This is a genomic window from Cohaesibacter sp. ES.047 (assembly GCF_900215505.1).
Classification (GTDB): domain Bacteria; phylum Pseudomonadota; class Alphaproteobacteria; order Rhizobiales; family Cohaesibacteraceae; genus Cohaesibacter.
Window position 1 is genome coordinate 5,046,479 of sequence record NZ_LT907844.1, and the last position, 26,002, is coordinate 5,072,480.

Consider the following 26,002-nt stretch of genomic DNA (forward strand, 5'->3'; position numbering starts at 1 on the left):
GCACTCCGGCCCTGTTTCTTTACCGCATCACGCGGCTCAGCTTTAAAAGGATGCCGCCACTGTTGGAACAATCTTTTGACCAAAACGGGGCGCAACCCCCAGAATTGACCCGACCCTGCGAATAACTGCACCCGCGGTGGGGGCGGCATTCACACCGGCAGTAGCATAGCCATAGGTTTCTTTGAGGCCCTTGGGCTCATCCAGCATGACAAGAACCACATATTCGGGATTGTCGATCGGAAAGGCAGCAAGGAACGAAGTGAGCAGCTTGTCGTGGGAATATTTACCATCGACAACCTTCTCGGCCGTGCCGGTCTTGCCACCCACCAGATAGCCGTCAACACGACTTCGCTTGCCCGATCCCTTGATGGCATTGAGCCGCATCAGATAGCGCATGTCGGCGCTTGTCTGATCTCTGAACAAGCGTTCGGAGATCTCCTTCGCCTGTTCCTTGGATCGTTTCAAGAAAGTCGGTTTCATATAGTACCCACCATTCATGACAGCCGCAGCCGTTGCCGCGAGCTGGATGGGTGCGACGGACAGACCATGACCAAACGAAATGGTCATCGTCGAAAGATCGGTCCATTTCGATGGATAGGAAGGAGAACGGGATTCCGGCAGCTCCGTCTGAAGACGATCAAGCATGTGCACCCGCTTGAGAAAGGCTTCATGCTGTTCGCGCCCGACCTTCAGCGCCATTTTCGCCGTGCCGATGTTGGAAGAATAGATAAAAACCTCGGGCACGGACAGAATGCGTTTTTTGCCGTGGAAGTCGCTGATCGTATTGCCGCGCACACGGATTGGCTGGCGCGCATCAAAGCTGTCCTGTAGCGAAACTACCCCGGAATCAAGCGCCATCGCGGTGGTAATCGCCTTGAACACCGATCCCATTTCATAGGTGCCCGCAGTGATGCGATTGAGACGGTCCGGCTTGCTGACATCAACCGGGTCATTCGGGTCATAGTCAGGCAACGACGCCATCCCCATAACCTCACCGGTCTTGGCATTGAGCACGATGCCAGCCGCGGCGATCGCCTTGTATTTCGTCATGCTCTTGAAGAGCTCGTCACGCAAGGCATGCTGAACCCTCAGATCGATGGAAAGCTGAACCGGCTTTTGATCTTCGGTTGTCGCAAAGCCCGCTTCGCGCAAGGCGGAAAGGCCATTCTCATCGACATATTTCTCGATGCCGGCAATGCCAACATTGTCGACATTTACCAGACCGACAATGTGCGAGGCCGTCTTGCCGGCGGGATAGAAGCGGCGGTTTTCATGCAGGAACGCGATGCCGGGGATACCGGCCTCATGAACGGCCTGCTGCTGCTTTGGCGACACTTCGCGCTTGATCCAGACGAACTTGCTATCGCTTGAGAGACGATGACGCAGTTGATTGACATTAAGGTCAGGAAAGACGCCGGTCAGGGCGTCAATCGCTTCTTCGACGTCGACGATACGGGGCGGCTCGGCAAAGATCGAAGCTGTGCGCACATCAGTTGCGAGAATCTCGCCGTTTCTGTCCACCAGATCGGGGCGTGCCGCTGCAATCGCATCCTGCGGGCCTGACTGATAGTTCGCAGACGCCGGTGTTGCATAACCCAACAGAACAAGACGGGCGACCATGATTGAAAAACAGATACCGAAAGCAACCATCGAGAAGCGAATACGCCCGCTGGTCTCTTCCGAACGCAGTTTATTTGCCCCTTCGAAATCAAAGTTGTGACGCGTGTAGTGGGACGCGTGATGATCCTGGCTTGCATCGACCATGGCCACTCCCCTATTCCGATTTCAAAGAAGCAGGCTGCGCCTGATTCAAAAGAGACTTGAGCTGCTTCTGATCCTGATCAGACACGGTTGATCCCTCGACCCGCTCGGGCAGGTCCGCGACCTTTCCGATTTGATAGGGTTCGACCTGCTTCAATCCAAGCTCATCGGAGAAGCGGTCCGTCAGGGTCTGTACGCGCTGCGGCCGATTGAGATAACTCCACTCCGCCTTGAGCAGCAAAAGCGCCTGTTTCTCTTCCTTGATCTGCTTTTGCAGTGTTGCAATCTTTTCTTCTTCGAGCTTAGCCTCATGCTTGACCTGATAGAGCCAAAAGGCTCCAACAAGCACAAAGACGAAGAGAACGACATTAACCAGTCTGCTCATGAAGGGTCTCCTGTGCGGCTTTCTGCCAGCATTTTGGGCAACCCGAGCCCGCGCGCATCCAAACTGTGCGGCGCGGCTTCCGTACGCACACCAGCCCGCATCTTAGCCGACCGCGCGCGCGGATTCCGCGCCAGCTCTCTTTCTGATGGACCCACCCCACCCTTGACAAGCAAGTCAAAGCTGGGAGCCTCAAGGTCCATTTCCGGCAAATAGCGAGAGCCACCGGAATGGGTTTTGCAGCGCTCCTGAAAGAAGCGCTTCACAATTCTGTCTTCGAGCGAATGAAAGGTGACTACCACCAGCCGTCCGCCCGGCTTCAAGGTCTTCTCGGCGGCAACGAGGCCATCAACCAGCTCATCAAGCTCGCCATTGACGAAGATCCTCAGCGCCTGAAAAACCCGCGTCGCCGGATGGATCTTTTGCTGCGGTTTGCGACCGACGCATTTTTCAATCGTGCTGGCCAGATCAAGCGTGGTCTCGAAGCGCGCCTTTGATCGCCGCGCCACAATGGCACCGGCGATCCGCCGCGCCTGCTTCTCTTCACCAAGCTCGCGGAAGATCCGCACCAGCTCAATTTCCTCATAGTCATTGACCACGTCTGCAGCGGTCGGGCCGCTCTGTGACATGCGCATGTCCAGCGGTCCGTCATGCATGAAGGAGAAACCGCGTTCGGCTTCATCAAGCTGCATCGAGGACACGCCGATATCCAGAACAATGGCATCAAGAGGAGCCACCCCCTCATCCTGCGCAATGTCGGCCAGCTCACCAAAGCACCCCTGCACGAAGCGCAGGCGATCTCCATAGGTGTCTTTCAATTCGTCTGCGCGTTCGGCTGCCAGCGGATCACGATCCACACCAAGAACATAGGCACCCTTGTCCAGAATGGCCGCGGAATAGCCACCGAACCCGAATGTGCCATCAAGCACCCATTGCTCTGCAGTTGGATCGAGCGCCCCAATCACTTCCTCAAGCAACACCGGAATGTGTCGGGCCCCTTGGTCAACGCCGTCTAGTTCAACCGGATCGGTCATGCCCCACCTCCAGCAGACGTAGTGCGCCGATTGCCAGCTGCCTTGCGCAGAGCGAGCGCCCGCTTGGTCGCATCAGCCCTGTAGGCTTCATATCTTTCAGGCTGCCATATCTGGAATTTAAAGCCGTTGCCAACAAAGGACACCGCATCCGTTATTCCTGCATGCTCTTTTATGGTTTCGCTGAGAACCACGCGTCCATCCTTGTCGATCTTGAGGCTTTCGCTTTCTCCAAGAAGCGCAGTGGCAAGCACCTCACGTTCTTCGGAAAAGACATCAAAGGCCTCCAGATAGGTATCGATCGCACCGCGCAATCCGAGCCCGCCAGCATCAACCGCATCAAGCTCCAGAGAGGGACTGCAAAACAAGGAGTCCAACCCTTCCCGGACCAGAATCTGCCGGAATGGAGCCGGGATAGACACCCGCCCCTTTGAATCCAGTCGATTCACATATTTGGACACGAAGTCGTCCATCTGGTCCCGCCTTGAAACGCAATTACAACCAACGATAAGGGCCGCGAATTTGCGATGCTGTTTCGAGCGCCAAAGCGATCAGGTCATTACTAAAGACATGATCGCTCAAGGCACCCTTATGGGATACCATGGGTTCTTATGGGCGTCAACGGATTCTCATGGAGTCACCGTGAGGCATCATTAAGAGACAATCATAATAAATTCATAGTTAACAAAGCGTTATGAGAAACACCACTTTTGCCGCAGCAGCCCTTCTCAACAGCCTTGGGATAAGTGTTCAGCTTCAAAGCCAACGGAACATCAGCAACTTGACAAAATCGCCCAGAAGAGACTGCAAGGATTCGTTTCAAACGGAATGAGCCGCCCTCGATACCCCCCTCAGATCTCAGCACCTGTCAGGCGCGAAAAATTGCGCAAACTGTATGGTAAAAAGCCGCCCGAGAGCCAACAATTCGAAGCGAGAATCCCAGCGTGCCAGCCCCGATGAAACAAGGGTCCCGGACCGCGCCACAGCCTGTACTTAGAGCAGCAAAAGGCCAATAAACTGGCCAAATAGGCGTTTTCACTGATATTACCTAGAATATAGGTATTTTAACCAATATTTCACCATATTTGGTCCCAAAAACTGTCACATTTCCTAAACTATGGGTTGAGAGACGGAAAGCTCATGGGGGGATGAGAACAGCCCTGTCCCCAACCGCTTGGACGGTCGTCTTGTTTCAGGGCTGAGCCAACAAAACGAAAGTTTATAAAATGACTTCAAAATTGGTTATTGGGCTGGATGGGCAACCGTCTGGCCAACGTGCACTCACCTATGGGGAAAGCTTGGCTTCCAAGCTTGGGACTTGCGAGCTTCTGGTTGTCTACGTAATCGAGTGGTCGCCCTTTTCCTTTCAGACGGCAGAGGAAAACGAAAGACGCCACAAGCGTCGCGAAGAGGAGATCGCAACAGCGATGGAGCGCATCGTCACACCTGCGGTCAACGGCCTGAAAGCAACCGGATTGAACGCAAGGGGCATCGTTCAACACGGCAACGTTGCAGACACCTTGATCAGCATCGCTGAAGAGGAAGGGGCCGATCAAATCATCATTTGCCGCTCAAGCGAAGATGGCATCGCGAAACGCCTGTTCGGCAGCTCGACGGCCAATCTCGTCATGCATGCGTCTGTTCCTGTCACGGTGGTCAATCCCGGAGTTTAATCCCATGCAGTTCTTTCAAAAGTTCATATCTATTTTTGTCCTTAATCTGTTTGCGATCGTTTCCGGCTCGGCAATCGCCAAAGCACAGGAAAGCATGTCGATTGACCAGAAGGTGAATGAAATCTTCGCCACCGCGACAGGACCGTTCGTCAGCCTGATCTTCGCCCCCATCCCGGGCACAGGCTTTCCGTGGATTGTCATGTGGCTGGTGGTTGCCGCAAGCATTTTCACCGTCTATTTCGCCTTCGTGCAGTTCCGCCTTTTTGGCCATGCGATCTCTTTGGTAAAGGGGGACTATTCCAACCCCAAGGATGCCGGTGAAGTCAGCCACTTTCAGGCATTGACGACCGCTTTGTCCGGCACCGTTGGCCTTGGCAACATTGCCGGCGTTGCCGTGGCCGTCGGCATTGGTGGACCGGGGGCGACCTTCTGGATGATCCTTGCGGGCCTTCTGGGCATGGCGTCGAAATTCACCGAATGTACCCTTGGCGTCAAATATCGCAACGAATATGAAAACGGCACGGTGTCCGGCGGGCCGATGTATTATATCTCCAAGGGCTTCAAGGAACGCGGGCTGCCGGGGGGCAGGTTTCTTGCCGTTGCCTTTGCCATCTTCTGTATTCTGGGAGCTCTTGGCGGCGGAAACATGTTTCAGGCCAATCAGGCGCATGCCCAGATCTCGGGCATCGTCGGCGACTATCCCGGCTGGATCACCGGCATCATCTTTGCCGCAGTGGTCTTTGCCGTCATCGTTGGCGGCATCAAGTCCATCGCCAGCGTGACGGAAAAGGTCGTTCCCTTCATGGGCATCCTCTATGTCGGCGCAGCAATCATCATCCTCATCGTCAATGCGGACAAGATCGGCTGGGCCTTCGGCCAGATCTTCGAAGGGGCCTTCACCGGTCTTGGCATTGCGGGCGGTTTTGTCGGTGCCCTCATTCAGGGCTTCAAGCGCGCGGCCTTTTCCAACGAGGCAGGGGTTGGCTCAGCCGCCATCGCCCACTCAGCGGTCCGCACCAATGAGCCGATCACCGAGGGTGTCGTCTCCCTGCTCGAACCACTGATCGATACGGTTGTGATCTGCACGATGACGGCCCTCGTCATCACCATTTCAGGCCAGTTGGTCTTTGATGCCGACCTTGGAAAATACATTCTGGATGGCAGCCGCATTGCCACAGTTGATGGCAACACGGGCGTCGCCCTGACCTCCGCGGCCTTTGGCTCGTCCATCAGCTGGTTCCCTTATGTGCTGGCCATTGCGGTAGTTCTGTTCGCCTTTTCCACCATGATCTCTTGGTCCTATTACGGCCTGAAGGCATGGACCTACCTGTTTGGCGAAGGCAAGACATCAGAAATCACTTTCAAGCTCATTTTCTGTGTCTTCGTGGTCATCGGTGCAGCGGCAAGCCTTGGTCCCGTGATCGACTTCTCCGACGCGGCGATCTTCGCCATGGCGGTCGTCAACATCACCGGCCTCTACTTCCTGATGGGCATCGTACGCACGGAGCTCACCTCCTACACCACTCGTCTGAAGTCGGGGGAAATCAAGAAATACAAATAGCTAGACGGAGAGACATGATCCGTTTCAAAACATGGGTGTGGCGCCTTGCGCCCCGCCCTTCCCGATCGGGTCCATCCGAACCAGGTCGACAATGCAAAAAAGAGAAATACCAGTCGGTCTGTAAGCCGGGTTTTGTATGGCGAGGACCAAGGCCCTCACGCGGCAACCATTCATCTGGGGTGCCCATTGCTGAACACCTCTAGCAACCCACCCGAATGACTGGCTTGAAAGCAAGCCGGGCTTTCGCCCACGCCATTCCTATTCGGTTTTGCTCCCGGTGGGGTTTACCCTGCCATCTTCATTGCTGAAGGCGCGGTGAGCTCTTACCTCACCCTTTCACCCTTACCAGACCGCAGTCTGGCGGTTTGCTTTCTGTGGCACTTTCCCTAGAGTCGCCTCCGCCGGGCGTTACCCGGCACCGTGCTTTCATGGAGCCCGGACTTTCCTCACCGGATTGCTTTCGCGCGACCGGTGCGGCTGCCCGACCGACTGGTGAGACGGACCTAAGCTTTTCCCGCCATAAGGTCAAGAGGCCTCGCCATTTAGAACACGGGCAATGCAGCCCACACCCGTGTCGATCTCCTCGATATCGGATGCCGCAAAGCCCAGAAAAAGCCCCTGCCGGGCCTCTTCTGTGCCCGACCAGTAGAGCGACGAAAGGGCCGCACATTCGATCCCTTCCTCAACCAGTCGCTCAGCCAGTTTGTCATCTGTCCACCCGGCAGCCAGACAGGCTGGCGTGAGATAAGCGGGCAACTGGATGCCCCCGGCCGGTCTCGCCGGGTCCAGAAAATCACCGCATTGCCGCACCAGTGCCTCTACAAGCGCATCGCGGCGCTCCCGGTAGGTGCGGGTCATTTCGCGCAAATGGGCCCGGAAATGCCCTTCCTCGATAAAGTAGGACAAGGCCAGCTGTACCGTATGCGAAGGGACAGCACCGGTGTTGCGCAAGCCAAAGGTCAAGGGCTCCGCCAGAAGCGGCGGTGCAATCAGATAGGCCAATCGCAAGGACGGCATGAACGACTTGGCAAAGGTGCCCATGTAGATCACCAACCCGTTGCGATCCAGCCCCTGCAGGCAGGAGATCGGCGCCCCGGAGAAGTGGAACTCGCTGTCATAATCATCTTCGAGCACGAACGCATTCCGGGATGCAGCAAAATCCAGAAGCGCCAGCCGGTCCTCCAGCGGCATCACGCGCCCGGTCGGAAACTGATGCGAGGGCGTGGCATAGATGAGGCGGGGCGCGTCCTCGTTCGAAAACGTGCTCTTGAGGTCTTGATAGGCCTGCGGCTGTTGCACCGGAATCGGACGCATATCCGCGCCAGCGGCCAACAGACTGGCATGCATGCCGGCATATCCGGGCTCTTCATGCAGCGCCAGTGCGCCCTCGTCCAGCAGCATCCGCACCACAAGGTCCATCGAGGCCTGAGCTGATGACAGGATGATCACCTGTTCGGGTGTGGCAACCACGCCGCGACTGGCCGCGACATGATCCAGAATGGCCGTCTTGAGCTCCAGAATGCCGTCATAATTGTCGTATCCTGCCAGCACCCGCCTTGAAGCAAGCTGGCGCGCCGCACGCCGGAGCAGCCGCGCCCACAGATCATGAGGAAAGGACCGAACCTCTGGCAAACCGGTTTGAAAGCTGGTCGACAATCGCTTCATAGGCCTTTCATTGAGAATCAGGCGGTGGCCATGAGCTGAAAGGCGGACCTGTTTTGCACCATCGTCAACCGGTTGCTCCTCATCGTGCCATTGCCTGAAGCCTGTCGTTGCCTTGCTGACCCGTGTCCCGCGTCGACCGCCTGTTTCCAGATAGCCTTCAAGCGTCAATTGCTCATAGGCAGCCATGACCGTGTTGCGGCTGACCCTGAGATCCTTGGCGAGTTGGCGACTGGGCGGCAGGGGCAAACCGGAGGCCACGTTCCCCGTCTCGATGATGCGGCGCAACTGAATGAACAACTGCCGCGAAAGCCCCGGTTCGCGCGTCCGGTCGAGACAAATCTGCTCCGTTATCATTTTGGCCCTCAAATTTTTCCTCTTTTGGATCTTTATCTAGATCCAAAAGGCAGCCATGTTCAATGAACAAATTCTATGATCCAACCACCGACCCAACCATTGACGTTGAGCACGGCACCGCTTCGTGCACCTCCCCCAAACCATGACAGACAGTCACTCGACCCATCGGGTCGGGTTCAAATGCGTGACCATCATGACCGATACGTCAAAATCTTCTAGCTCATATCCCGTTTCTTCCACTAACAAGATTCGCGCCTCCCACCGAGCTTCTTATGATGTGGAAACAGTGCACGACATTCTCGATGAAGGCATCCTCGCGCATGTTGCCTTTGCCGACGACGGCATGCCGATTGTTCTGCCGATGATCTATGCCCGCATTGAGGATCAGCTCTACATCCATGGAGCCAAGGCAACCCGGCTCTTCAAAAAGCTCAAGGTTGGCCTTCCCGTTTGCATCAACGTCACGATTGTCGATGGTCTGGTTGTCGGCCGCTCAGCCTTTCATCATTCCATGAACTATCGCTCTGTCAACATTCACGGCACGGCAAGGCTGGTGGAAGATGAACAGGAGAAATATAACGCGCTGGTGGCGATCACTGACCATCTGGCACCCGGTCGCTGGGAAGAAACGCGTGAGATGACCAAAAAGGAAGCCGCAGCCACAACCGTGATCGCTGTGACCATAGAAACGGCAGCAGCCAAACATCGCGCAGGCATGCCGGTCGATGACGAGGAAGACTACGATCTTGATCACTGGGCAGGCATCGTTCCGATCACAACGGCCTATGGCCAGCCGATTGATGACGCCCGCCTCAAGGATGGGATCCAGGTGGCACCAAGTATTCGCACACTGACCAGTCGAAAATAACCAAGGTGCAGGCTTTGGGGGACAGGCCTCGCACCTTTTCGACAGGTTAGTAGGGCGTCTGCAGCCGGGAGCAATAGCCGCTTCCGGCTGCAGACAACCTCTTTTTTAAGGCAAAATCAATCAATCTCAAGCACACCACCCACGAGTTGGCTTGACAGCTTACCTGTGAGCGCCTATATCCGCTCACGGTTGCAGACACCAGCCGCTCGCACGACCCTCGGGTCATGGTGAAGTTCTGATATCCGATTTGATAAAGTCAGCCCCGCATGCATTTCATGAGGGTGGCAACGCGAGCCCCATCTAAAACAAGGAAATGCGTAGCCATTGGAGGCTGAGATGTCATCGGACAGCTCTAGCAACACTATCTTTGTGCGCAACAAATTCACCGAGGCCCCTCTCGGTTCCCTGTTTGCCAAAACGGCCTTGCCTGTCATTTTCGTGATGAGCATGAACGGCCTTCTGACCGTCGTGGATGCCATGTTTCTCGGCGTCTATGTCGGCACCAACGCTCTGGCCGCGGTCACCCTGATGTTCCCGCTTTACATGCTGGTCATCGCCCTGACAACGTTGGTCTCGAACGGCATGTCGAGCCTGCTTGCCCGGCATCTGGGCGCCAACCGGATAAACGACGCTCAGGCGCTCTTTGCCGGAGCCCACGGGCTTGCGCTCTTTATCAGCCTATTATTCATCGCGGCGTTTCTGACCTTGGGTGTCGAGGTGACCCTGATCCTTGCCGGCAACTCGGCGGAACTGGCAGATCTCGGTTACATCTACTTGCGGATTGTCGCCCTTTCCACGCCGCTTTACTTCATTCTCTCGCTTCATACCGATGCCCTGCGCAATGAGGGCTATGCTGGACTGATGGCAGGCATGAGCCTGTTGGTATCGTTGGCCAACATCGCCTTTGACTACCTGCTCATTGTCCAGCTCGATATGGGGGTCGCCGGATCGGCCTACGGCACAGTGCTGGCCCAGGCGCTCGCCTTGGCGATCATCATCGGCTTCCGCATCCGCGGCAAGACACATCTCAAGCCTGCCGTGGTCTGGCGCAACAGCCTCTTTGCCGAATGGCGCGCAATGCTGGCCTTGGGCGCTCCGCAGAGCCTCAATTTCCTTGGTATGGCTCTGGTCTCGACGGCGATCATAACGTCACTGCAATTGATGGCCGTGCCCAATTACGCCGAAACCGTCACGGCCTACGGCATCATCACGCGCATTACGACCTTTGTTTTCTTGCCGATGATGGGGCTTGCCCTGTCGTTTCAGACGATCATCGGCAACAATTACGGGGCCGAACTCTGGCACCGCTCGGACAAGGGCCTGCGCATCGGGTTGGCTTTGGCCTTCATCTATTGCCTGGTCGTCGAGTTTGTGCTGATCACCTTTACTGCACCGATCGGTCACCTTTTCACGGCCGACGAAAAAGTGGTCGCAGAAGTGGCACGGATCATCCCGATGGCCATGGCGATGTATTTCATCTCCGGTCCGATCCTGATCACATCAAGCTACTTTCAAGCCATCGGAGATGCGGCACGCGCCGCAATTCTCGGCCTGTCAAAGGCCTATCTGTTCCTTTTGCCGATGATATTCACTTTGCCTCTGCTGTTGGGAGAAAGGGGCATCTGGCTCGCTTCACCCATCGCCGAAGTCTTGCTGTTTGCAACAGCATTGCTGGTCCTGACAAAAACAGCGAAAAGTGCCAACCGCAAATGGGGGCTATTCGTCCATACTGAGGAGCCACGCTCATGAGCAACAAGCCATCAACCATCGAAGAAGCGAAAAAACAGGCCAAGCTCCTGCGCGAAAAACTCAGAGCCGAAGGCATGGAGCTTTCGCACAGCAAAACGCTGGAACTGATCGCCCAACAACACGGCTATCGCGACTGGAACACCCTGTTCGCCAGCTTCGGCAATCGCGCATCCCGTCAATGGCAGGTCGGCGACAGGGTTTCGGGGCTTTACCTGTCCCAGCCCTTCAAGGCAGAGATTATCGCGGTCCGGCGCATGTCGGACGGCTGGTATCATCTCACGTTCCAGTTTGACGAAGCGGTGGACGTGATCACCTTCGAGGGCATGAGCAACTGGCGCACGCGCACCAGCCAGACCGTCGGACCTGACGGAACAACTCAGGAAAAGACGTCAGATGGCCGACCACACATGGTGCTCGGCCTCTAGCACACCAAAAGCCTGCCCGGGCCTCAGAGCTCGGGCAGCTGCGCGCTCAGTTTGTAAAGGGTGGTAATGGTGGAGGCGTCAGCCACCCCATCCACTCTTTCAGGCCTGAAGTGCATCTGGAAGGCCTTCACCACCGTCTCTGTCTGGGCATCGAAAACCCCGGTAACGTCGATCTTGTAGCCATAAACCGCCAGCATCGATTGCAATGCCTGAACCGGCTGGCCTTCATCGCCAAGCTGAAAGAAGCGCCCGCCAGCAACGGTCTGCGGCTCAACCCATTGGCCAACTCCGGCGCTGGCCAGGAGCTTCCATGGAAACTTCGGCCCCGGATCGATCTTGCGCCCCGGCGACACGTCCGAATGCGCCAGAACCCGGTGAGCCGGGATGCCATGACGCGCCATCAACTCCTTGGACAGCATCGTAAGCGTGACCATCTGCTCTTCGGTGAAGTCCTCGGTGCCAGCATTGGCAATCTCAATGCCGATTGAACAGCTATTGATATCGTTCTCCCCGTGCCAGAATGACTGGCCCGCATGCCAGGCGCGTTTTGCTTCGTCCACCAATTGCAGGAGCGAGCCATCCCGGTTGAGGAAATAATGCGAGGAAACCTTGCTTTCAGGCGAACAGAGCCAGTCCAGAGACTGCTGGTCATCCGCCATGCCGGTATAATGCATGATCAGCATGTCCACGGCCCTGCCGTCCTTGCGATCCTCGAAATTGGGAGAGGGTTTGACCTCGCAAGGGCAACTTGTCTGTGCGTCACACAGCATGTCTTCACTCCAATCAAAAAGCGAAAAGCCGTCGGGCGATCAGATCGTCAGCGCAAGCCGCGCTCCAGCACGATCAGCGCCCAGGCATTGTTGATGGTTGCCAGCTTCTCTGTCGCAATGCGCACGAATTCCTCCGGCACACCGCGAGCGATCAGGCTGTCAGGGTGGTTTTCCCGCACCAGTTTGCGGTAATGTTTCTTGAGCTCAGTGTCCGTCATGCCCCGGTCTGCTTCCAGCACCGTATAGGGGTCCTGTTCGTCCGACTGGACGTGCGTCATCTTGAGGCGATCGAAACAGCGTTCAGTGATCCCGAAGATGGCAGCGACGCTCTCAAGATAGAGCATCTCCCGATCATGCATCACGCCATCCGCGCCGGCGATCATGAACAGACCATCCATGATATCGGTGAGCGCTTCGGGTTCGTCCTGATAGAGCTTGGCAATCTGGTTGGCGTAGGCCTCGTAGCCAGCCACATCCTGCTTGGCCAGATTGAACATGCGCAAAACGTTGCGCTCTTCCCCTGCGGGAATATCGAACAGGCGTTGAAAGACGTTGATCTCGTCTTGCGTCACCACACCGTCGGCCTTGGCCATTTTGGCGGAGAGCGCGATCATCGCAACCGTAAAGGTCAGTTGTTTTCGATCAACACCGCTCCCAAAGCCACGCACGGTCGACGCCACCTTGTCGACGATGGCAGTGATGGTTTCACTCTGCCTTATGTCATCGATAAGACTGCCAATCTGGCTCCAGATACTCATGATAGTTGCTGCTCACCCATTTGCTCAAGCCGCCTCAATCTATGCGAGTTGGTCGCATATTGCGAGTATGGAGACCGGAAAATGAACTGCCTTTTTGGCCAATTATTTCGAAAAATCATCCCATCCGGCTAGGTGCGGTCTACTGACAGAGCCGCCAGGTGCCCTTTCGACCATGTTTGGCGTGGTCAAGATGGATGTGATTCTTGTGATACTTGTCGCCGCCAGGCCCGATAACGGTGGTGAAATACTTGCACGCTTCCCGGTTGAACGCGCGCATGAACCGGCCCTTGCTGCCATATCCGGGCCAGTCATCCTCAACATCAAGCACGGTTCCGTCGGAAAGCGTCAAACCGCTGATGTCAATCGCGTTGGTCTTGGCGTGCTCGGATAGCTTGGCACCGCGCTTGTTGTTGCGCGAGCGGCAGGAGTAGGACGCGGCAACGCGGATGCCCGTGACCCTCTGATCCATATAGGATTGCGCCAATGGCTGGACCCGGTCATTAAAGAATCGGTTGAGCTGCGAAAGGATCACGCAATTCACAGTTGCCTCACGGCTGAGCTTCACGGGCTGAGGCCCGGAGATCGTCGACAAAAGGAAGGGCGCGGGATGTCCACACCCTCCTCGACCTTCAATCGGCGGCAAAGCCACAGCTGCATTTTGCCCGCTCTCAACGATAGGGCAGAACTGTTCTGAAATGGCAGGATCCGGGAGAACAGCCTCCCGTTGCAATTTGCTTTGGTCGACCTCTTCAGTATCCAAAAAACTCGTACATCCGATCAAAAAAGACATGATTGCCAGCAGCGTCAATTGAACCATTCTGTAACCCCAATCTCTCATCGCGCCCTATTCCTGCTTGCAGCCAGTCCGTTTAGAGCGCATCCTGAAGGGAAATGGTAAACAAAGGTGAAGTTGTGACGAAATCTTGCAAATTGCCAGACCATGTCGCGCCGATCAGCCTGCTCGAAACGCTGAGGCGCATCATGAGCGGTGAGCTGTTGCCATCTGACACGATTGGACAGTGCATCGAGCGCATTCAAGCTCTTGATGGCGACATTCACGCCTTCACGGCATTGAACGGCCACGCGCTCGCTTCAGACACGCCTGAGGATGCCCCCCTCAGAGGCATTGCCTTTGCCGTCAAGGATGTGTTCGAAACTCAGGATCTGCCCACTGAATACAATTCGATCATCTATCGCGACCATGAACCCGCGCGCGATGCCGCCATTGTTACGCTGGCCCGAAATGCGGGAGCCGCCCTTATCGGCAAAACCGTAACGACGGAATTTGCCTTTATGGAACCCAGCATCACGTGCAATCCCTACAATCTCGATCACACACCGGGCGGGTCGTCATCGGGATCGGCAGCCGCCGTCGCCGCGGGCATGGCACACCTAGCGATCGGCACACAGACCGGAGGCTCGACCATCCGCCCCGCCGCCTTTTGCGGCATCACCGGCTACAAGCCAAGCTTCGGACTGCTGCCCAAAGTGGGTTTGAAGGACTTTTCCTGGTCCCTTGATACAGTTGGCCTGTTTACCGCGACCGTTGCCGATGTTGCCTATGCCGCCTCGGTTCTGAGCGGCCGCAATCTCGCCATCAATCTCGAGGAGAACATCTCCTCGCCGCGCATTGGCATCGTCAGAAGTCACACATGGCAGGATGCCGACCCGGAATATCGGCACAAGTTCGATGAGTTGACCGCCCGTCTCAAGACGTGGGGAGCGGAGCTGGTGGAAATCGAACCAAGCGACGACTATATCGCGGCTTTCCACGCCCATCAGATCATTCAGGATTTCGAAGCCCGGCAATCACTGGCTTGGGAATACAGCCAACATGTGGATCGCCTCAGCCCGCTCTTGCGCCAGACCCTCGACTTCGCCCAGACGATCACACCGTCCGACTATGACGAAGCAAAAATCAACGCCGAAATTGCCAGCGCGGAAATAGATGACTATTTCGAGGAACTCGACATCTTCATCTCCCTGTCGGCCCCCGGCCCCGCTCCCTATGGGCTCCAGTCGACCGGATCCTCGATTTTCAACCGGATCTGGACGCTGTTCGGCATGCCATGCCTCAACGTCGCCGGTCTCATGACCGACAGCGGCTTGCCGCTTGGGGTTCAGGTGATCGGACGATGTCAGGCGGACAGGAACACCCTTCAATTCGCGCATTGGCTCGAAGGCGCGATCAAACGGCATATCAATCAATAATCAGGAAATCTGTCTGGCTTTCTTACGCCCGCCAGCCTTGCGTTTGTCCTTGAGGGCCTGCTTGGCACAAAAGCGTCTCGACCTCGATCAGCGCTTCTTGACAGTTTTGTGAATAATGCACCGCAACATTTCCCTCTTATCCCCCACTATTCTGTCTTTTGTTTGTCGCATACCAAATTCAGTGAAGACAAGGAGTTAGGCCCTATTTCGCATGCAATCTACCGCTTTCATTCGCACTGCAACAATTTTTTCCCTTCTCCAATTTTTGGAGTTGCCCTAGACTTTCCCTTGTAAAGAAAAGGCTAGGAGGAGCAATCACATGATCAGATCTTTGAATATCATGTTTGTATGTGCAGCCTTTGCATTCGTTGCAGCAGTCGTCGTTGGTATTATTTAGGAGGATAGACCAGCACCGAGTGCCAGACAGCACGAAATTTCAAACAAAAGCTTGAAAAGACACATCAATCCTCAAATTGGGGATAAAAAAAGCCGGGAGAAATCCCGGTTTTATTTTTTGATATACTTGAGAAATACTCGAAGGGCCAGAGACTTAGGTCAACGGCGACTTAAGTCACCGGCCCTCCAAGAAAAATGCATCGCAGCATCAAGGCCGGTAATTGAGAATCGGAGCCAGCCAGCGCTCGGCTTCTTCAATCGCCCAGCCCTTTCTCTTCGCATAATCAGCAACCTGATCCCGCTCGATCTTGCCAACACCGAAATAGTGACTGTCCGGATGAGCGAAATAGAGCCCCGAGACAGCCGAGCCCGGCACCATGGCAAAGCTCTCGGTCAGCTTGATGCCGGTCGCAGCTTCCGCGTCCAGTAGCTCGAACAATGTTGCCTTTTCCGTGTGGTCCGGTTGGGCAGGATAGCCCGCAGCGGGCCGTATGCCCTGATAGGTCTCTTCGATGAGCGCCTCGTGGCTGAGGGTTTCATCGGCAGCATAGCCCCAAAGTTCCTTGCGCACTTTCTGGTGCATGGCTTCTGCAAGAGCTTCAGCCAAGCGATCCGCAAGCGCCTGCAAGAGAATCTTTGAATAATCATCCTCTGCCGCTTCGAAGGCCGCCACGCGGTCCGCCTCGCCAAACCCGGTTGAGACAGCAAAGCCACCGATATAATCCTTCACGCCACTGTCCTGAGGTGCCACAAAGTCACTGATCGAGATGTTGGCACGCGCTGTCCGTCCCGCGATTTGCTGCCTGAGGCCATGGAAACGGGCCGCCTCCTCGCTGCGCGCCTCATCCGCGAAGACCGCGATATCGTCACCGACCGCATTGGCAGGCCAAAGGCCGATTACCGCGCGAGCCGTCAGCCACTTCTCCTCGACAATCCGCTTCAGCATCGCCTGCGCATCATTGAAGAGGCTTGTCGCTGCCTCGCCATACCGATCGTCTTCAAGGATTGCTGGATAGCGTCCTTTCATCTCCCAGGTGGAGAAGAAAGGTGTCCAGTCGATGAAAGGCACCAGCGAAGCAAGGTCATAGCTCTCAAAAACCCTGGTTCCGGTAAAGCTAGGCGCAACCGGGCTGTAACCGGCCCAGTCGATCTTCTGCGCATTGGCCCGCGCCTGATCAATCGTCAGGCGCTTCTTCTTGTCCTGCGCCGCTTCATGTTTGGCACGAACCTGTATGTAGCTGCCCTTGATATCGGCAACATAGTCAGCCTTGTCGCGCGACAGCAATTTGGTTGCCACCCCAACCGCACGGCTGGCATCGGTCACATAGATTGCCTGACCGCGCTCATAGTTCGGAGCGATCTTCACCGCCGTATGAACCTGCGAGGTCGTGGCCCCACCGATCAACAACGGTTGTTCAAATCCCTCTCGTTCCAGCTCGGCGGCAACATGGCACATCTCATCAAGCGATGGCGTGATCAGGCCGGACAGTCCGATGATGTCCACCTTCTCCCGGCGCGCAGCCTCAAGGATGTCATTGGCCGGAACCATGACCCCCAGATCGACCACGTCATAACCGTTACACTGCAAAACAACGCCAACGATATTCTTGCCGATGTCATGCACGTCGCCCTTCACGGTCGCCATGAGCACCTTACCGGCACTGGTCTTCTCGCCCTGCTGCTCTTCTTCCATGAAGGGCATCAGATAGGCCACGGCCTTCTTCATCACACGAGCGGACTTGACCACCTGCGGCAGGAACATCTTGCCATCGCCGAACAGATCGCCAACCACATTCATGCCGTCCATCAACGGCCCTTCGATCACATCAAGGGTCCGTGTGGAGGCCTTACGCGCTTCTTCCGCATCGATCTCGACATAATCACTGATGCCTTTGACGAGCGCATGTTCAAGCCGCTTGGCGACGGGCAACTCACGCCAGCTAAGGTCAACAACCCGAGCCTCGCCCTTCTGGTGCAAAAAGCGTTCTGCAATTTCCAAAAGGCGATCCGTGCCGTCGTCGCGGCGATTGAGGATCACATCCTCGATCCGCTCACGCAGTTCCGCATCGATTTGATCATAGACCAACAGCTGACCGGCGTTGACGATGGACATATCGAGCCCCGCCTTGATGGCATGATACAAAAAGGCCGAATGCATCGCCTCGCGCACCATATTGTTGCCGCGGAAGGAGAAGCTGAGGTTGGACAGACCGCCCGAGACATGCGCTCCAGGCAGGTTCTTGCGGATCCATTTCGTCGCTTCGATGAAGTCGACGCCGTAATTGTTGTGCTCTTCGATGCCGGTCGCGACCGCAAAGACGTTCGGATCGAAAATAATATCCTCGGGCGCAAAACCCACTTCATTGACGAGGATATCGTAGGACTTCTTGCAGATCTCGATCTTGCGCTCAAAGCTGTCTGCCTGTCCCTTTTCATCAAAGGCCATGACAACAACCGCAGCGCCATACCGCTGAACCAGCTTGGCATGAGCGACGAACGGCTCACGACCTTCCTTCATGGAAATCGAGTTGACCACGGACTTGCCCTGAAGGCATTTGAGGCCCGTCTCGATGACGCTCCATTTCGAGCTGTCGATCATCACCGGCACGCGAGAGATATCAGGCTCGGCAACGATCAGATTGAGAAAGGTCTCCATCGCCGCTTCGGAATCCAACAGCCCTTCATCCATGTTCACATCGATGATCTGAGCGCCGCTTTCCACCTGCTGGCGTGCCACATCAAGCGCCGTCTCGTAATCCCCGGCCTCGATCAGACGGCGAAACTTGGCCGACCCGGTCACGTTGGTGCGCTCACCGATGTTGACGAAATTGGTCTCCGGCGTCAGCGTGAAAGGCTCAAGACCGCTGAGGCGCATAAAGGGCGTAATCTCAGGAACAGGACGGGTATCATATTTCTTCACCGTCTCGGCAATGGCACGAATATGATCCGGCGTGGTGCCGCAACAGCCGCCAACAATGTTGATGAGACCATCACGCGCAAAACCATCGAGAATCCCGGCCATATGCTCCGGGCTCTCATCATACTCGCCAAATTCGTTGGGAAGCCCCGCATTCGGATAGGTCGAAACGCGGGTTTCAGCCACCCGCGAGATAGCGTCCACATGCTGACGCAGCTCGGCCGCGCCAAGGGCACAGTTGAGCCCAACCGCAAAAGGTTTGGCGTGGCGCACCGAGTGATAGAAGGCCTCGGCCGTCTGACCGGATAGGGTCCGGCCTGACTTGTCGGTGATGGTGCCCGAGATGATCACCGGCCAGCGCATGCCGCGCGCCTCGAACTCGTCCTCGATGGCAAACAGCGCGGCTTTGGCGTTCAGCGTGTCAAAGATGGTCTCAACTGCCAGGGCATCCGCCCCGCCATCGAGCAACCCGCGCGCCGCTTCGCGGTAAGCGTCCTTCAACTCATCAAAGGAGACCGCACGATAGCCCGGATTGTTGACGTCCGGCGAGATCGACGCAGTCCGGTTGGTCGGCCCCATGGCCCCCAGCACGAAGCACTGACGGCCCGGGAAACGGGATTCGACATCGCGCGCCGCTTCCTTGGCAATCTTGGCACTCTCCACATTGAGCTCATAGGCCAGATGCTGCATGGCATAGTCGGCCTGCGCGATGGTCGTGGAAGAGAATGTGTTGGTGCCGGCAAAATCGGCACCGGCTTCAAAATACTGGCGATGGATATCGCGAATTGCTTCAGGCTTGGTGATCGACAGAAGGTCATTGTTGCCCTTCAGATCCTGATTCCAGCTCTTGAAACGCTCACCTCGGAAATCTTCTTCCGTCAGGCCAAGACGCTGGATCATTGTCCCCATGGCCCCGTCGAGAATAAGAATGCGTTCGGCAGCAAGGCGGGTCAGCAAATCATAGGACGGACTCAGTGGCAGGCTCGGCATAAGCTTCTTCCTTCACTCGTGATAGAGGTGCGAGGCATATCCTCGCAAAATTCAGACTGAACGGTTGGTTGGCGTTATTCGGCATCCGCGGTTGCAGTCTTGACCGGGCGCATCCCCAGCAAATGACAGATGGCATAGACCAGATTGGCCCGGTTCAACGTGTAGAAATGGAACTCGTCAACGCCGCGCGCATGAAGATCCTCGACCTGTTCGGCAGCCATCGCAGCAGACACCAGTCGATGGGTATCAGCATCATTCTCCAGCCCTTCGAACCGGTTAGCCAGCCATTGCGGCACACTCGCCCCGGCCCGGGTGGCAAATCCTGCGGCCTGGGTGAAATTGTGGATCGGCATGATGCCCGGCACGATGGGAATGAAGATCCCGGCGCGCCGCACCCGCTCAACAAAGGCCTCATAGAGGTCATTATCAAAGAAGAACTGCGTGATTGCCTTGGTCGCCCCGGCGTCCACCTTCTGGCGCAACAGCTCGATATCGGTCGCAAAGTCGGAGCTTTCCGGGTGCTTCTCCGGATAGGCCGAGACAAAGACATCAAACTCACCCAGCTCCTTGATCCCCGAGACGAGAGCAGGCGAGCCCGAGTAGCCGCCTTCATGAGCTTCATATTTCGCCCCTACCCCATCCACGGGGTCGCCGCGCAGGGCAACGATCTGCTTGACACCAATCTCGCGATAGGACCGGATGACGTCGTTCACTTCTTCCTTGGTCGCCCCGACGCACGTCAGATGCGCGGCTGTCGGAATGCCCGCTTCCTTGATGATCCGCTCGACCGTGGCATGGGTACGCTCACGGGTAGAGCCGCCCGCTCCATAGGTCACGGATACGAATTCGGGTGCCAACGGCGCAAGGCGCTGAACACTCTCCCACAGCATGGCTTCCATCTTTGGACTCTTTGGGGGAAAGAACTCAAAGGAGATTTTCAGCTTGTCGGCGGACCGGCTACGGCGACCGCTTCGTTCAGCATTGGGAGTCATCGTGTCTCTTTCGTCTATTACTTCAGACCCTGCTTCGCTCGAACAGCGAGCAAAGGATCAAATGGTCGAAACCCAATCGGTCAACAAGCCGAAAGCGGTATAATAAATCGTGTCAGCTCTTGCGACCGGCTTCACTCGTTTTGCGCGCCACCCAGATCGTCACCGTCAAATGCGCCGAATAGGCTTCATCGGGTTTCATCTCGGCCTTGAGATCACGCGCCAGTTCAACCGTGAAACCGGCCTGCTCCATCCAGCGGCGCATGACGTCATGGGAGAAGCCCAACCGTCGGTGCGCGTGATCCTTTCGCAAGAATTCATGATCATGAGGGGCAAAATCGACAACCAGAATGCGCCCGTCCGGCACCATAACATTGGCCGCCTCGAACAGGGCTGCGGATGGATCGTCGAGATAATGCAGCACCTGATGCAGGGTCACCAGATCAAACCGCCGATCAAGCGAGGCAAGATCCAGAATATCACCCTGCTGGACATGCAGATGGCCATGATTGGGGCCATCGAGCCGCGAACGGGCAATCGCCAGCATCGACCGGTTGACGTCAATTCCCAGTCCCTGACGGCACAACCCCGCAAGAAGCGACAGAATGCTCCCCGTTCCGGTGCCCAGATCCAGCAGGCGCTCGACCGGCTGATCTCCAAGAGCGGAAATGATGGCTTGGTCCACGGCACTTTCGGGCGCATGCAGCTCGCGCAATTCGTCCCAATGCTCCGCATTGAGCTGGAAATAGTCGGCTGCCTGCTGGACATTGGTTGCCTTGATCTGATGGAGGCGCTCCAGATCCCTGCGGATCATAACATCGCCCCGATCCAGCAGCTTGAGCGAGGCCGAAAGAAGATTGCTCTTGGCCTCATCCTGCGTCAGGCAGTAATAAACCCAAGCCCCTTCGGGCAGGCGTTCAACCAGCCCGGCCTCATAGAGTAGCTTCAGATGGCGCGAAATGCGCGGCTGGCTCTGATTGAGAATAGCCGTCAAATCCTTGACCGACAAATCCCCCTCGGCCAGCAACGCAAGCAGGCGCAACCGCGTCGTCTCACCACTGGCCTTCAACAGTCCAACCATTTCTTCAAGTGCTAACATTGACTACCCTCAAACATATAAAGATATCTTTATACGATGAGAATTAGCCAATCAAGACCATTCTTGCCACAGCTCACAAGGCAATGACAAAAGTCCCTAACAAATTCGTACCCCAATCAAACAAAGCCGGCCAGAGACTGGCAGGGCTTTGCGATAGGCAATCGCTCATTCCAAAACCTGACAGAGACTGAGCGCGGCCAATCCTGCGACCTGGCCTCTTGATGAACGCCAAAAACAGGACCCACTGGGATTTGGCGTATCTGGTCACCGTCTCGGAGCAGGAACAAGGCGTTGATCCCTTTTGCCCGTGCGACAGGCGGCCCTGCACATAGAGGCGCTGTTGCGCGCGCGAGAAGGCTGCCTTCAAGGAATGCAGAAACCCTGACTTGTGCCAATCACCCAACTCCTGACGATAGAGAAAGTCAGACTGCGGATGCCTGACCCCGATCTTGTGTCTGGCCCCGATCTTGTGTCTGGCCCCGATCTTGTGTCTGGCCCCGATCTTGTGTCTGACACCCTATCCGTTGCTCAGACGATTGGTTTATAGATCACCGTTGCTATGTCACCGCTTTTTCCAATGGTCACGCCGGCGGGAAAGTGTGAGGGGCGTCAAAAGCTGCTCGGCAGGCGAAAGCGCAAGGTCGCGATAACGTCGCTCTCGGCATTGGCAAAGGCTGCCCGCAAATAGGCCTGCTGGTTGGCGCCAAAACCGGTGCCGGGCAACATCAGGATGCCATGGTCACCTGCGAGCCTTTGGGTAATCTGCATCGCGTCCTCAGCACCAAACGGGTGTTTGAGATAGGCAAAATAGGCACCGATCGATGCAATCTCCCAGCCGTCAACCGAAGCGATCGCAGCCTTGAAGGCTTCTCGGCGCAAGGCGATCTCGGCTCTGTTGTCCACTCTCCACTCACCGAGCGTTTCGATGGCCTTGGCGACCGCATGCTGGGCAGGCCTTGGAGCACAAATCTGCAGATTGTCCATTACCTTGAGCAATTGCTCCATCAGCGTCCCGCCGCACAGCACGGCACCGACCCGGTGGCCCGGAATGCAAAAGACCTTGGAGAAGCTGTAGAGATGCACAAAATGGCTCTCCCAGTCAGGTTTACTGAATAGGGCGTGCGGGCGGCCTGCTCCCTGATCGAGAAAGTCCCGATAGGTCTCATCTACCACCAGATAAGCGCCCGCATCCCGGCAAATCTCATAAGCAGCCTCAAGGAAGGTCGAAGGATAGACCGCGCCCGTCGGATTGTTCGGTGTGACGATATAAACGGCACGGGTCTTTTTCGTCATGGCCTCTTTGAGGGCTTCGGCGTTCGGCACAAAACCATCTTCCGCCAAGGCATCGACAAAGCGCACCGTAATGCCAAGCATATCGAGTGTCATTTCGTGGTTGAAATAGAAAGGACGAACAATAAGAACCTCGTCGCCGGGTCTGGTTAACGCCAAAGCCGTGATGAAAAAGGCCTGATTGCCACCAGCCGTGATTTGCACATTCTTGGCCTCAACCTTGCTGCCATAGGCGGTTGAGACGTCCCGAGCGAGCGCTTCGCGCAAACCCAATTCGCCCTGAATGGCCCCATAACCGGCAAGACTGGCGCTGCCCGCGGCCTCTGAGAGCCATCCCAGCAAGTCGGGATGGGGCAGATAGCCGGGCACCGCCTGCGATAGATCGATTGAGGGGCCCTTTCCTCCATCATAGCGGCTAAGGCAAGCTTGAACCTTCGGGATGGGCGGCGGAGACAGGCGGGCAACCAGTGGATTGATCCCGGCGGGAGAGGAAGTTTCAGACATCTGTTCTCTTTTCAAAACCAATTGCGGATGGCAGCCTTACGGAAGCACTTTCCCCGGATTAAGGAGGTTATTCGGATCCAGCGTTGTCTTCAAATTCTGCATCAGCGCAAGCTCCAATGGGCTGCGCGAATGGCCCAACCATGGCCTTTTCAGTGCGCCAATACCATGCTCGGCCGATATGCTGCCGCGATAGGATCTGGCAAGGTCATAGATGATTTTCTCGATCGCCGTGTGGCCCGCGGGCGAGGACATCGGGACCGAGGCCATGATATGCAGATTGCCATCGGCAGCATGACCGAAAAAGACGGCCCTCACCTGCGGGTAGGCTTCGTTCAGAGCGGTGCGGCAAGCCTGTGCAAAGGGGCCGAGGGAATGGATGGGAAGCGAAATGTCAAAGCTTTCATGCTCACCGAGCACAGGCTCGATCTCTGCACTGGCGTCGCGAATGGCCCACAGCCTTTCGGTCTCGCTCAGCGATTTGGCTAGCACCGCGTCCTCGACAATCCCGGCCTCAAAGCAGTCCGAGAGATAGGCCTCAAGAACGGCCCCGCAGCCAGCCTCCTCAGGGCCGCTCGCCTCGATGAGGAAATAAAAGTCGTGAGGGTCGGGAAAGGGATCGCTGCAGCCGGTCACATTCTGAGTGACCATCGACCAATAGTCGGGCCACATGACTTCAAAGGTGGAAAGGCGCGGGCCCAGTTTTCGCCGCGCCCGGACGAAGGCCTGCATGGCACTGTCAAAGTCTCTGGTCGCAACCATTGCCAGTTCGGACCAGCCCGGCTTTGGCTGCAGCGCCAGAACCACGCGGGTGACGACCCCGAGGCTCCCTTCCGATCCGATGAAAAGCTGCTTGAGATCAAATCCGGCATTGTTCTTGAGCATGGGGGAGAGGTCATCAAGAATGGAGCCGTCGGCCAGCACCACTTCCAGCCCCAACACGGATTGGCGTGTCATGCCATAGCGCAAGACGCGTGTGCCCCCGGCATTGGTGGCAACAGTGCCGCCGATGGTACAGCTGCCTCGGGCACCAAAGTCAACGGGGCACAAAAGGCCGCTCTTTTCAGCGGCCTGCTGCAGTGCTTGAAGCGGCACGCCAGCCTCAATTGTGGCGGTCATGGCGACCGGGTCAATGGAGAGGATCTTGTTCATCCTCTCAAGCGACAGCGCCACAGAACCGGGCGACGGGATCGCCCCACCACACAAACCCGTAAGTCCGCCCTGCACAGTGATGGCGACGGACTGTTCAGCGCAGAGCTTGACGGCTTCGGCCAGCTCTTCGGTTGTCTGAGGGCGCAGCACTGCAAGAGGCTTTGCACCCGCCATCACACTGGCGTCGCCATGATTACGCGATGGCACACTCGCACCAGACATAAAACCGGATGGCCCGAGCAGTGCGGCGAGTGCCGACTTCAGCGTCTGAGGCAATACGTTGCCCGGTATGTCACCCTGTTTGTCGCGCGGTGTGTTGCGCATGGCTTCCCTTTCAGATCCGTCAAAGTCCGTCCAAGTGTTCAGGCATTGATCGACGAACTGAAGACCATAAGGCTGAGAATCTCGAACAGAATTTGCGCTCCCGCTTGGGCGGTGTTGGTGTTGGCATCATATTGAGGCGCCACTTCCACGACATCGCCTCCCACGAGGTTAACGCCTTTGAGACCGCGCAGCAGCTCAAGCGCTTCTCGGGTCGTCAGACCGCCGATTTCCGGTGTCCCGGTTCCCGGAGCATAGGACGGATCAAGGCTATCGATATCAAATGAGAGGTAGGTGGGGCCATCGCCGACAATTTCGAGCGCTTTGGCAATGACAGCCGGAATGCCCATGGCCGAGATCTCCTCGGCATGGATGACGGTCATGCCTGACTCATAGCTGAACTCCCAGAGATACTCGGACGAGCCACGAATGCCGATCTGGATTGTGCGTTCGGGATCAAGCACTCCATCGAGCACCGCATTACGAAAAGGGCCACCATGGTGGAATTTGGTTTGATCAAAGGGGCCACCGGTGTCGCAATGGGCATCGATATGGATCATGCCAACCGGTTCCTTCTTGCCAACCCCACGCAAGATCGGATGGCTGATTGAATGATCGCCGCCAACCGAAAGCGGTGCTACACCCTGCTCTACGATTTTGGCGATGAAGGCCTCGATATTGTCATGGCTCTGTTCCAGCCGAAAGCGGCTTTCAATGGGAACATCGCCAATGTCAGCAACCCTGAGATCCTGTGTCGGCACACAGTCGAGCACGTGATTGTAAGGGCCGATTCGTTCGATATGGCGCAAGGCGCGGGGTCCAAAGCGGGAGCCGGGACGGTTGGTGACGCCAAGATCCATTGGCACGCCCAGCATGGCCACTTGCAGATCGCCAAGGTCGAACGCTTCACCGGGCTGCAGAGACGGAGCGGAGCAGAAGGTCTGCATCCCGGCATAGGGTGCGATGCGCGTGCCGTTCTTGGCGAAGATCTTGTCGGCCACACGGGCAAAGCGCGGGTTGAACATATCGGACGCAGCAGCGTCGGCAAACTTTTGACGCAAGGCGTCCAACTTGTCAGAGGACCAGCTCATGGTCTTTTCTCCCAAAAGTGCGAAAGCGGAAAGCGAGTGTCTGGATGA

General features: G+C 56.5%; 20 protein-coding genes and 1 other RNA gene. 6 read left to right on the forward strand and 15 right to left on the reverse strand.

Features of this window, described 5'->3' with window-relative positions:
• Positions 1 to 42 precede the first annotated feature (42 nt).
• The 4 genes from CPH65_RS23360 to CPH65_RS23375 are packed head-to-tail and all read right to left on the reverse strand — an operon-like array spanning position 43 to position 3,647.
• On the reverse strand, positions 43 to 1,764 hold the full coding sequence (locus tag CPH65_RS23360) for a penicillin-binding protein 2 (RefSeq protein WP_197703913.1): 1,722 nt from the start codon (positions 1,762 to 1,764) through the stop codon (positions 43 to 45).
• A 10-nt stretch (positions 1,765 to 1,774) separates the two neighbouring features.
• Positions 1,775 to 2,146, reverse strand: a complete 372-nt coding sequence (locus CPH65_RS23365; RefSeq protein WP_096176091.1) for a hypothetical protein — start codon at positions 2,144 to 2,146, stop codon at positions 1,775 to 1,777.
• Entirely contained in the window at positions 2,143 to 3,177 is a 1,035-nt protein-coding gene (gene rsmH / locus CPH65_RS23370; protein ID WP_096176092.1) for a 16S rRNA (cytosine(1402)-N(4))-methyltransferase RsmH, read from the reverse strand. Before rsmH ends, CPH65_RS23365 begins: the two co-directional genes overlap by 4 nt.
• The gene (locus CPH65_RS23375; RefSeq protein ID WP_096176093.1) at positions 3,174 to 3,647 is read right to left on the reverse strand and encodes a division/cell wall cluster transcriptional repressor MraZ; all 474 of its coding nucleotides are present in this window, start codon (positions 3,645 to 3,647) and stop codon (positions 3,174 to 3,176) included. The genes rsmH and CPH65_RS23375 overlap by 4 nt, the downstream gene beginning before the upstream one ends.
• A gap of 753 nt (positions 3,648 to 4,400) precedes the next feature.
• On the opposite strand from CPH65_RS23375, the gene CPH65_RS23380 reads away from it, so the two are divergent.
• Together CPH65_RS23380 and CPH65_RS23385 are read left to right on the forward strand one after the other, a co-directional pair.
• Complete coding sequence (locus CPH65_RS23380) at positions 4,401 to 4,847, forward strand: universal stress protein (protein WP_096176094.1); 447 nt, start codon at positions 4,401 to 4,403, stop codon at positions 4,845 to 4,847.
• Positions 4,848 to 4,941: 94 nt separating this feature from the next.
• Positions 4,942 to 6,408: an alanine/glycine:cation symporter family protein gene (locus tag CPH65_RS23385; RefSeq protein ID WP_371359471.1), complete on the forward strand. Its 1,467-nt coding sequence runs from the start codon at positions 4,942 to 4,944 to the stop codon at positions 6,406 to 6,408.
• A 105-nt stretch (positions 6,409 to 6,513) separates the two neighbouring features.
• Here CPH65_RS23385 and rnpB read toward each other — a convergent pair.
• An RNA gene (gene rnpB / locus CPH65_RS23390) (RNase P RNA component class A) lies at positions 6,514 to 6,901 on the reverse strand.
• Positions 6,902 to 6,933: 32 nt separating this feature from the next.
• Positions 6,934 to 8,427, reverse strand: a complete 1,494-nt coding sequence (locus tag CPH65_RS23395; RefSeq protein ID WP_096176096.1) for a PLP-dependent aminotransferase family protein — start codon at positions 8,425 to 8,427, stop codon at positions 6,934 to 6,936.
• A gap of 277 nt (positions 8,428 to 8,704) precedes the next feature.
• On the opposite strand from CPH65_RS23395, the gene CPH65_RS23400 reads away from it, so the two are divergent.
• From CPH65_RS23400 to CPH65_RS23410, 3 genes are all read left to right on the forward strand, one after another.
• Entirely contained in the window at positions 8,705 to 9,295 is a 591-nt protein-coding gene (locus CPH65_RS23400) for a pyridoxamine 5'-phosphate oxidase family protein (RefSeq protein ID WP_197703914.1), read from the forward strand.
• Between the two features lie 336 nt (positions 9,296 to 9,631).
• Entirely contained in the window at positions 9,632 to 11,044 is a 1,413-nt protein-coding gene (locus CPH65_RS23405) for an MATE family efflux transporter (protein WP_096176595.1), read from the forward strand.
• Positions 11,041 to 11,469 (forward strand): glyoxalase superfamily protein, encoded by a 429-nt coding sequence (locus tag CPH65_RS23410; protein WP_096176098.1) that lies wholly within the window; start codon positions 11,041 to 11,043, stop codon positions 11,467 to 11,469. The genes CPH65_RS23405 and CPH65_RS23410 overlap by 4 nt, the downstream gene beginning before the upstream one ends.
• 23 nt (positions 11,470 to 11,492) lie before the next feature.
• Here CPH65_RS23410 and CPH65_RS23415 read toward each other — a convergent pair whose 3' ends face one another.
• From CPH65_RS23415 to CPH65_RS23425, 3 genes are all read right to left on the reverse strand, one after another.
• Positions 11,493 to 12,236, reverse strand: coding sequence for an N-acetylmuramoyl-L-alanine amidase (locus CPH65_RS23415; protein ID WP_371359472.1), 744 nt, complete (start codon positions 12,234 to 12,236; stop codon positions 11,493 to 11,495).
• Between the two features lie 50 nt (positions 12,237 to 12,286).
• On the reverse strand, positions 12,287 to 12,997 hold the full coding sequence (locus tag CPH65_RS23420; RefSeq protein ID WP_096176100.1) for a molecular chaperone DjiA: 711 nt from the start codon (positions 12,995 to 12,997) through the stop codon (positions 12,287 to 12,289).
• A 139-nt stretch (positions 12,998 to 13,136) separates the two neighbouring features.
• Positions 13,137 to 13,835, reverse strand: a complete 699-nt coding sequence (locus CPH65_RS23425) for an extensin family protein (RefSeq protein ID WP_096176101.1) — start codon at positions 13,833 to 13,835, stop codon at positions 13,137 to 13,139.
• A gap of 92 nt (positions 13,836 to 13,927) precedes the next feature.
• Between CPH65_RS23425 and CPH65_RS23430 the strand changes: the two genes are divergently transcribed.
• Positions 13,928 to 15,208: an amidase gene (locus CPH65_RS23430; RefSeq protein ID WP_157747872.1), complete on the forward strand. Its 1,281-nt coding sequence runs from the start codon at positions 13,928 to 13,930 to the stop codon at positions 15,206 to 15,208.
• 604 nt (positions 15,209 to 15,812) lie between these two features.
• Here CPH65_RS23430 and metH read toward each other — a convergent pair.
• The 6 genes from metH to speB all read right to left on the reverse strand — a co-directional run bounded on the left by metH (position 15,813) and on the right by speB (position 25,954).
• Complete coding sequence (gene metH, locus CPH65_RS23435; RefSeq protein WP_096176103.1) at positions 15,813 to 19,511, reverse strand: methionine synthase; 3,699 nt, start codon at positions 19,509 to 19,511, stop codon at positions 15,813 to 15,815.
• Between the two features lie 74 nt (positions 19,512 to 19,585).
• A complete protein-coding gene (metF, locus tag CPH65_RS23440) occupies positions 19,586 to 20,503 on the reverse strand; it encodes a methylenetetrahydrofolate reductase [NAD(P)H] (RefSeq protein WP_096176104.1) in 918 nt (305 codons plus the stop codon).
• Positions 20,504 to 20,615: 112 nt separating this feature from the next.
• Complete coding sequence (locus CPH65_RS23445; RefSeq protein WP_096176105.1) at positions 20,616 to 21,599, reverse strand: metalloregulator ArsR/SmtB family transcription factor; 984 nt, start codon at positions 21,597 to 21,599, stop codon at positions 20,616 to 20,618.
• 609 nt (positions 21,600 to 22,208) lie between these two features.
• A complete protein-coding gene (locus CPH65_RS23450) occupies positions 22,209 to 23,393 on the reverse strand; it encodes an aminotransferase (RefSeq protein ID WP_096176106.1) in 1,185 nt (394 codons plus the stop codon).
• 36 nt (positions 23,394 to 23,429) lie between these two features.
• Positions 23,430 to 24,866 carry an FAD-binding oxidoreductase gene (locus tag CPH65_RS23455; RefSeq protein WP_096176107.1) on the reverse strand — a complete coding sequence of 479 codons (1,437 nt, stop codon included), beginning with the start codon at positions 24,864 to 24,866 and terminating at the stop codon, positions 23,430 to 23,432.
• Positions 24,867 to 24,904: 38 nt separating this feature from the next.
• Positions 24,905 to 25,954, reverse strand: coding sequence for an agmatinase (speB, locus tag CPH65_RS23460; RefSeq protein ID WP_096176108.1), 1,050 nt, complete (start codon positions 25,952 to 25,954; stop codon positions 24,905 to 24,907).
• Positions 25,955 to 26,002: the final 48 nt, after the last annotated feature.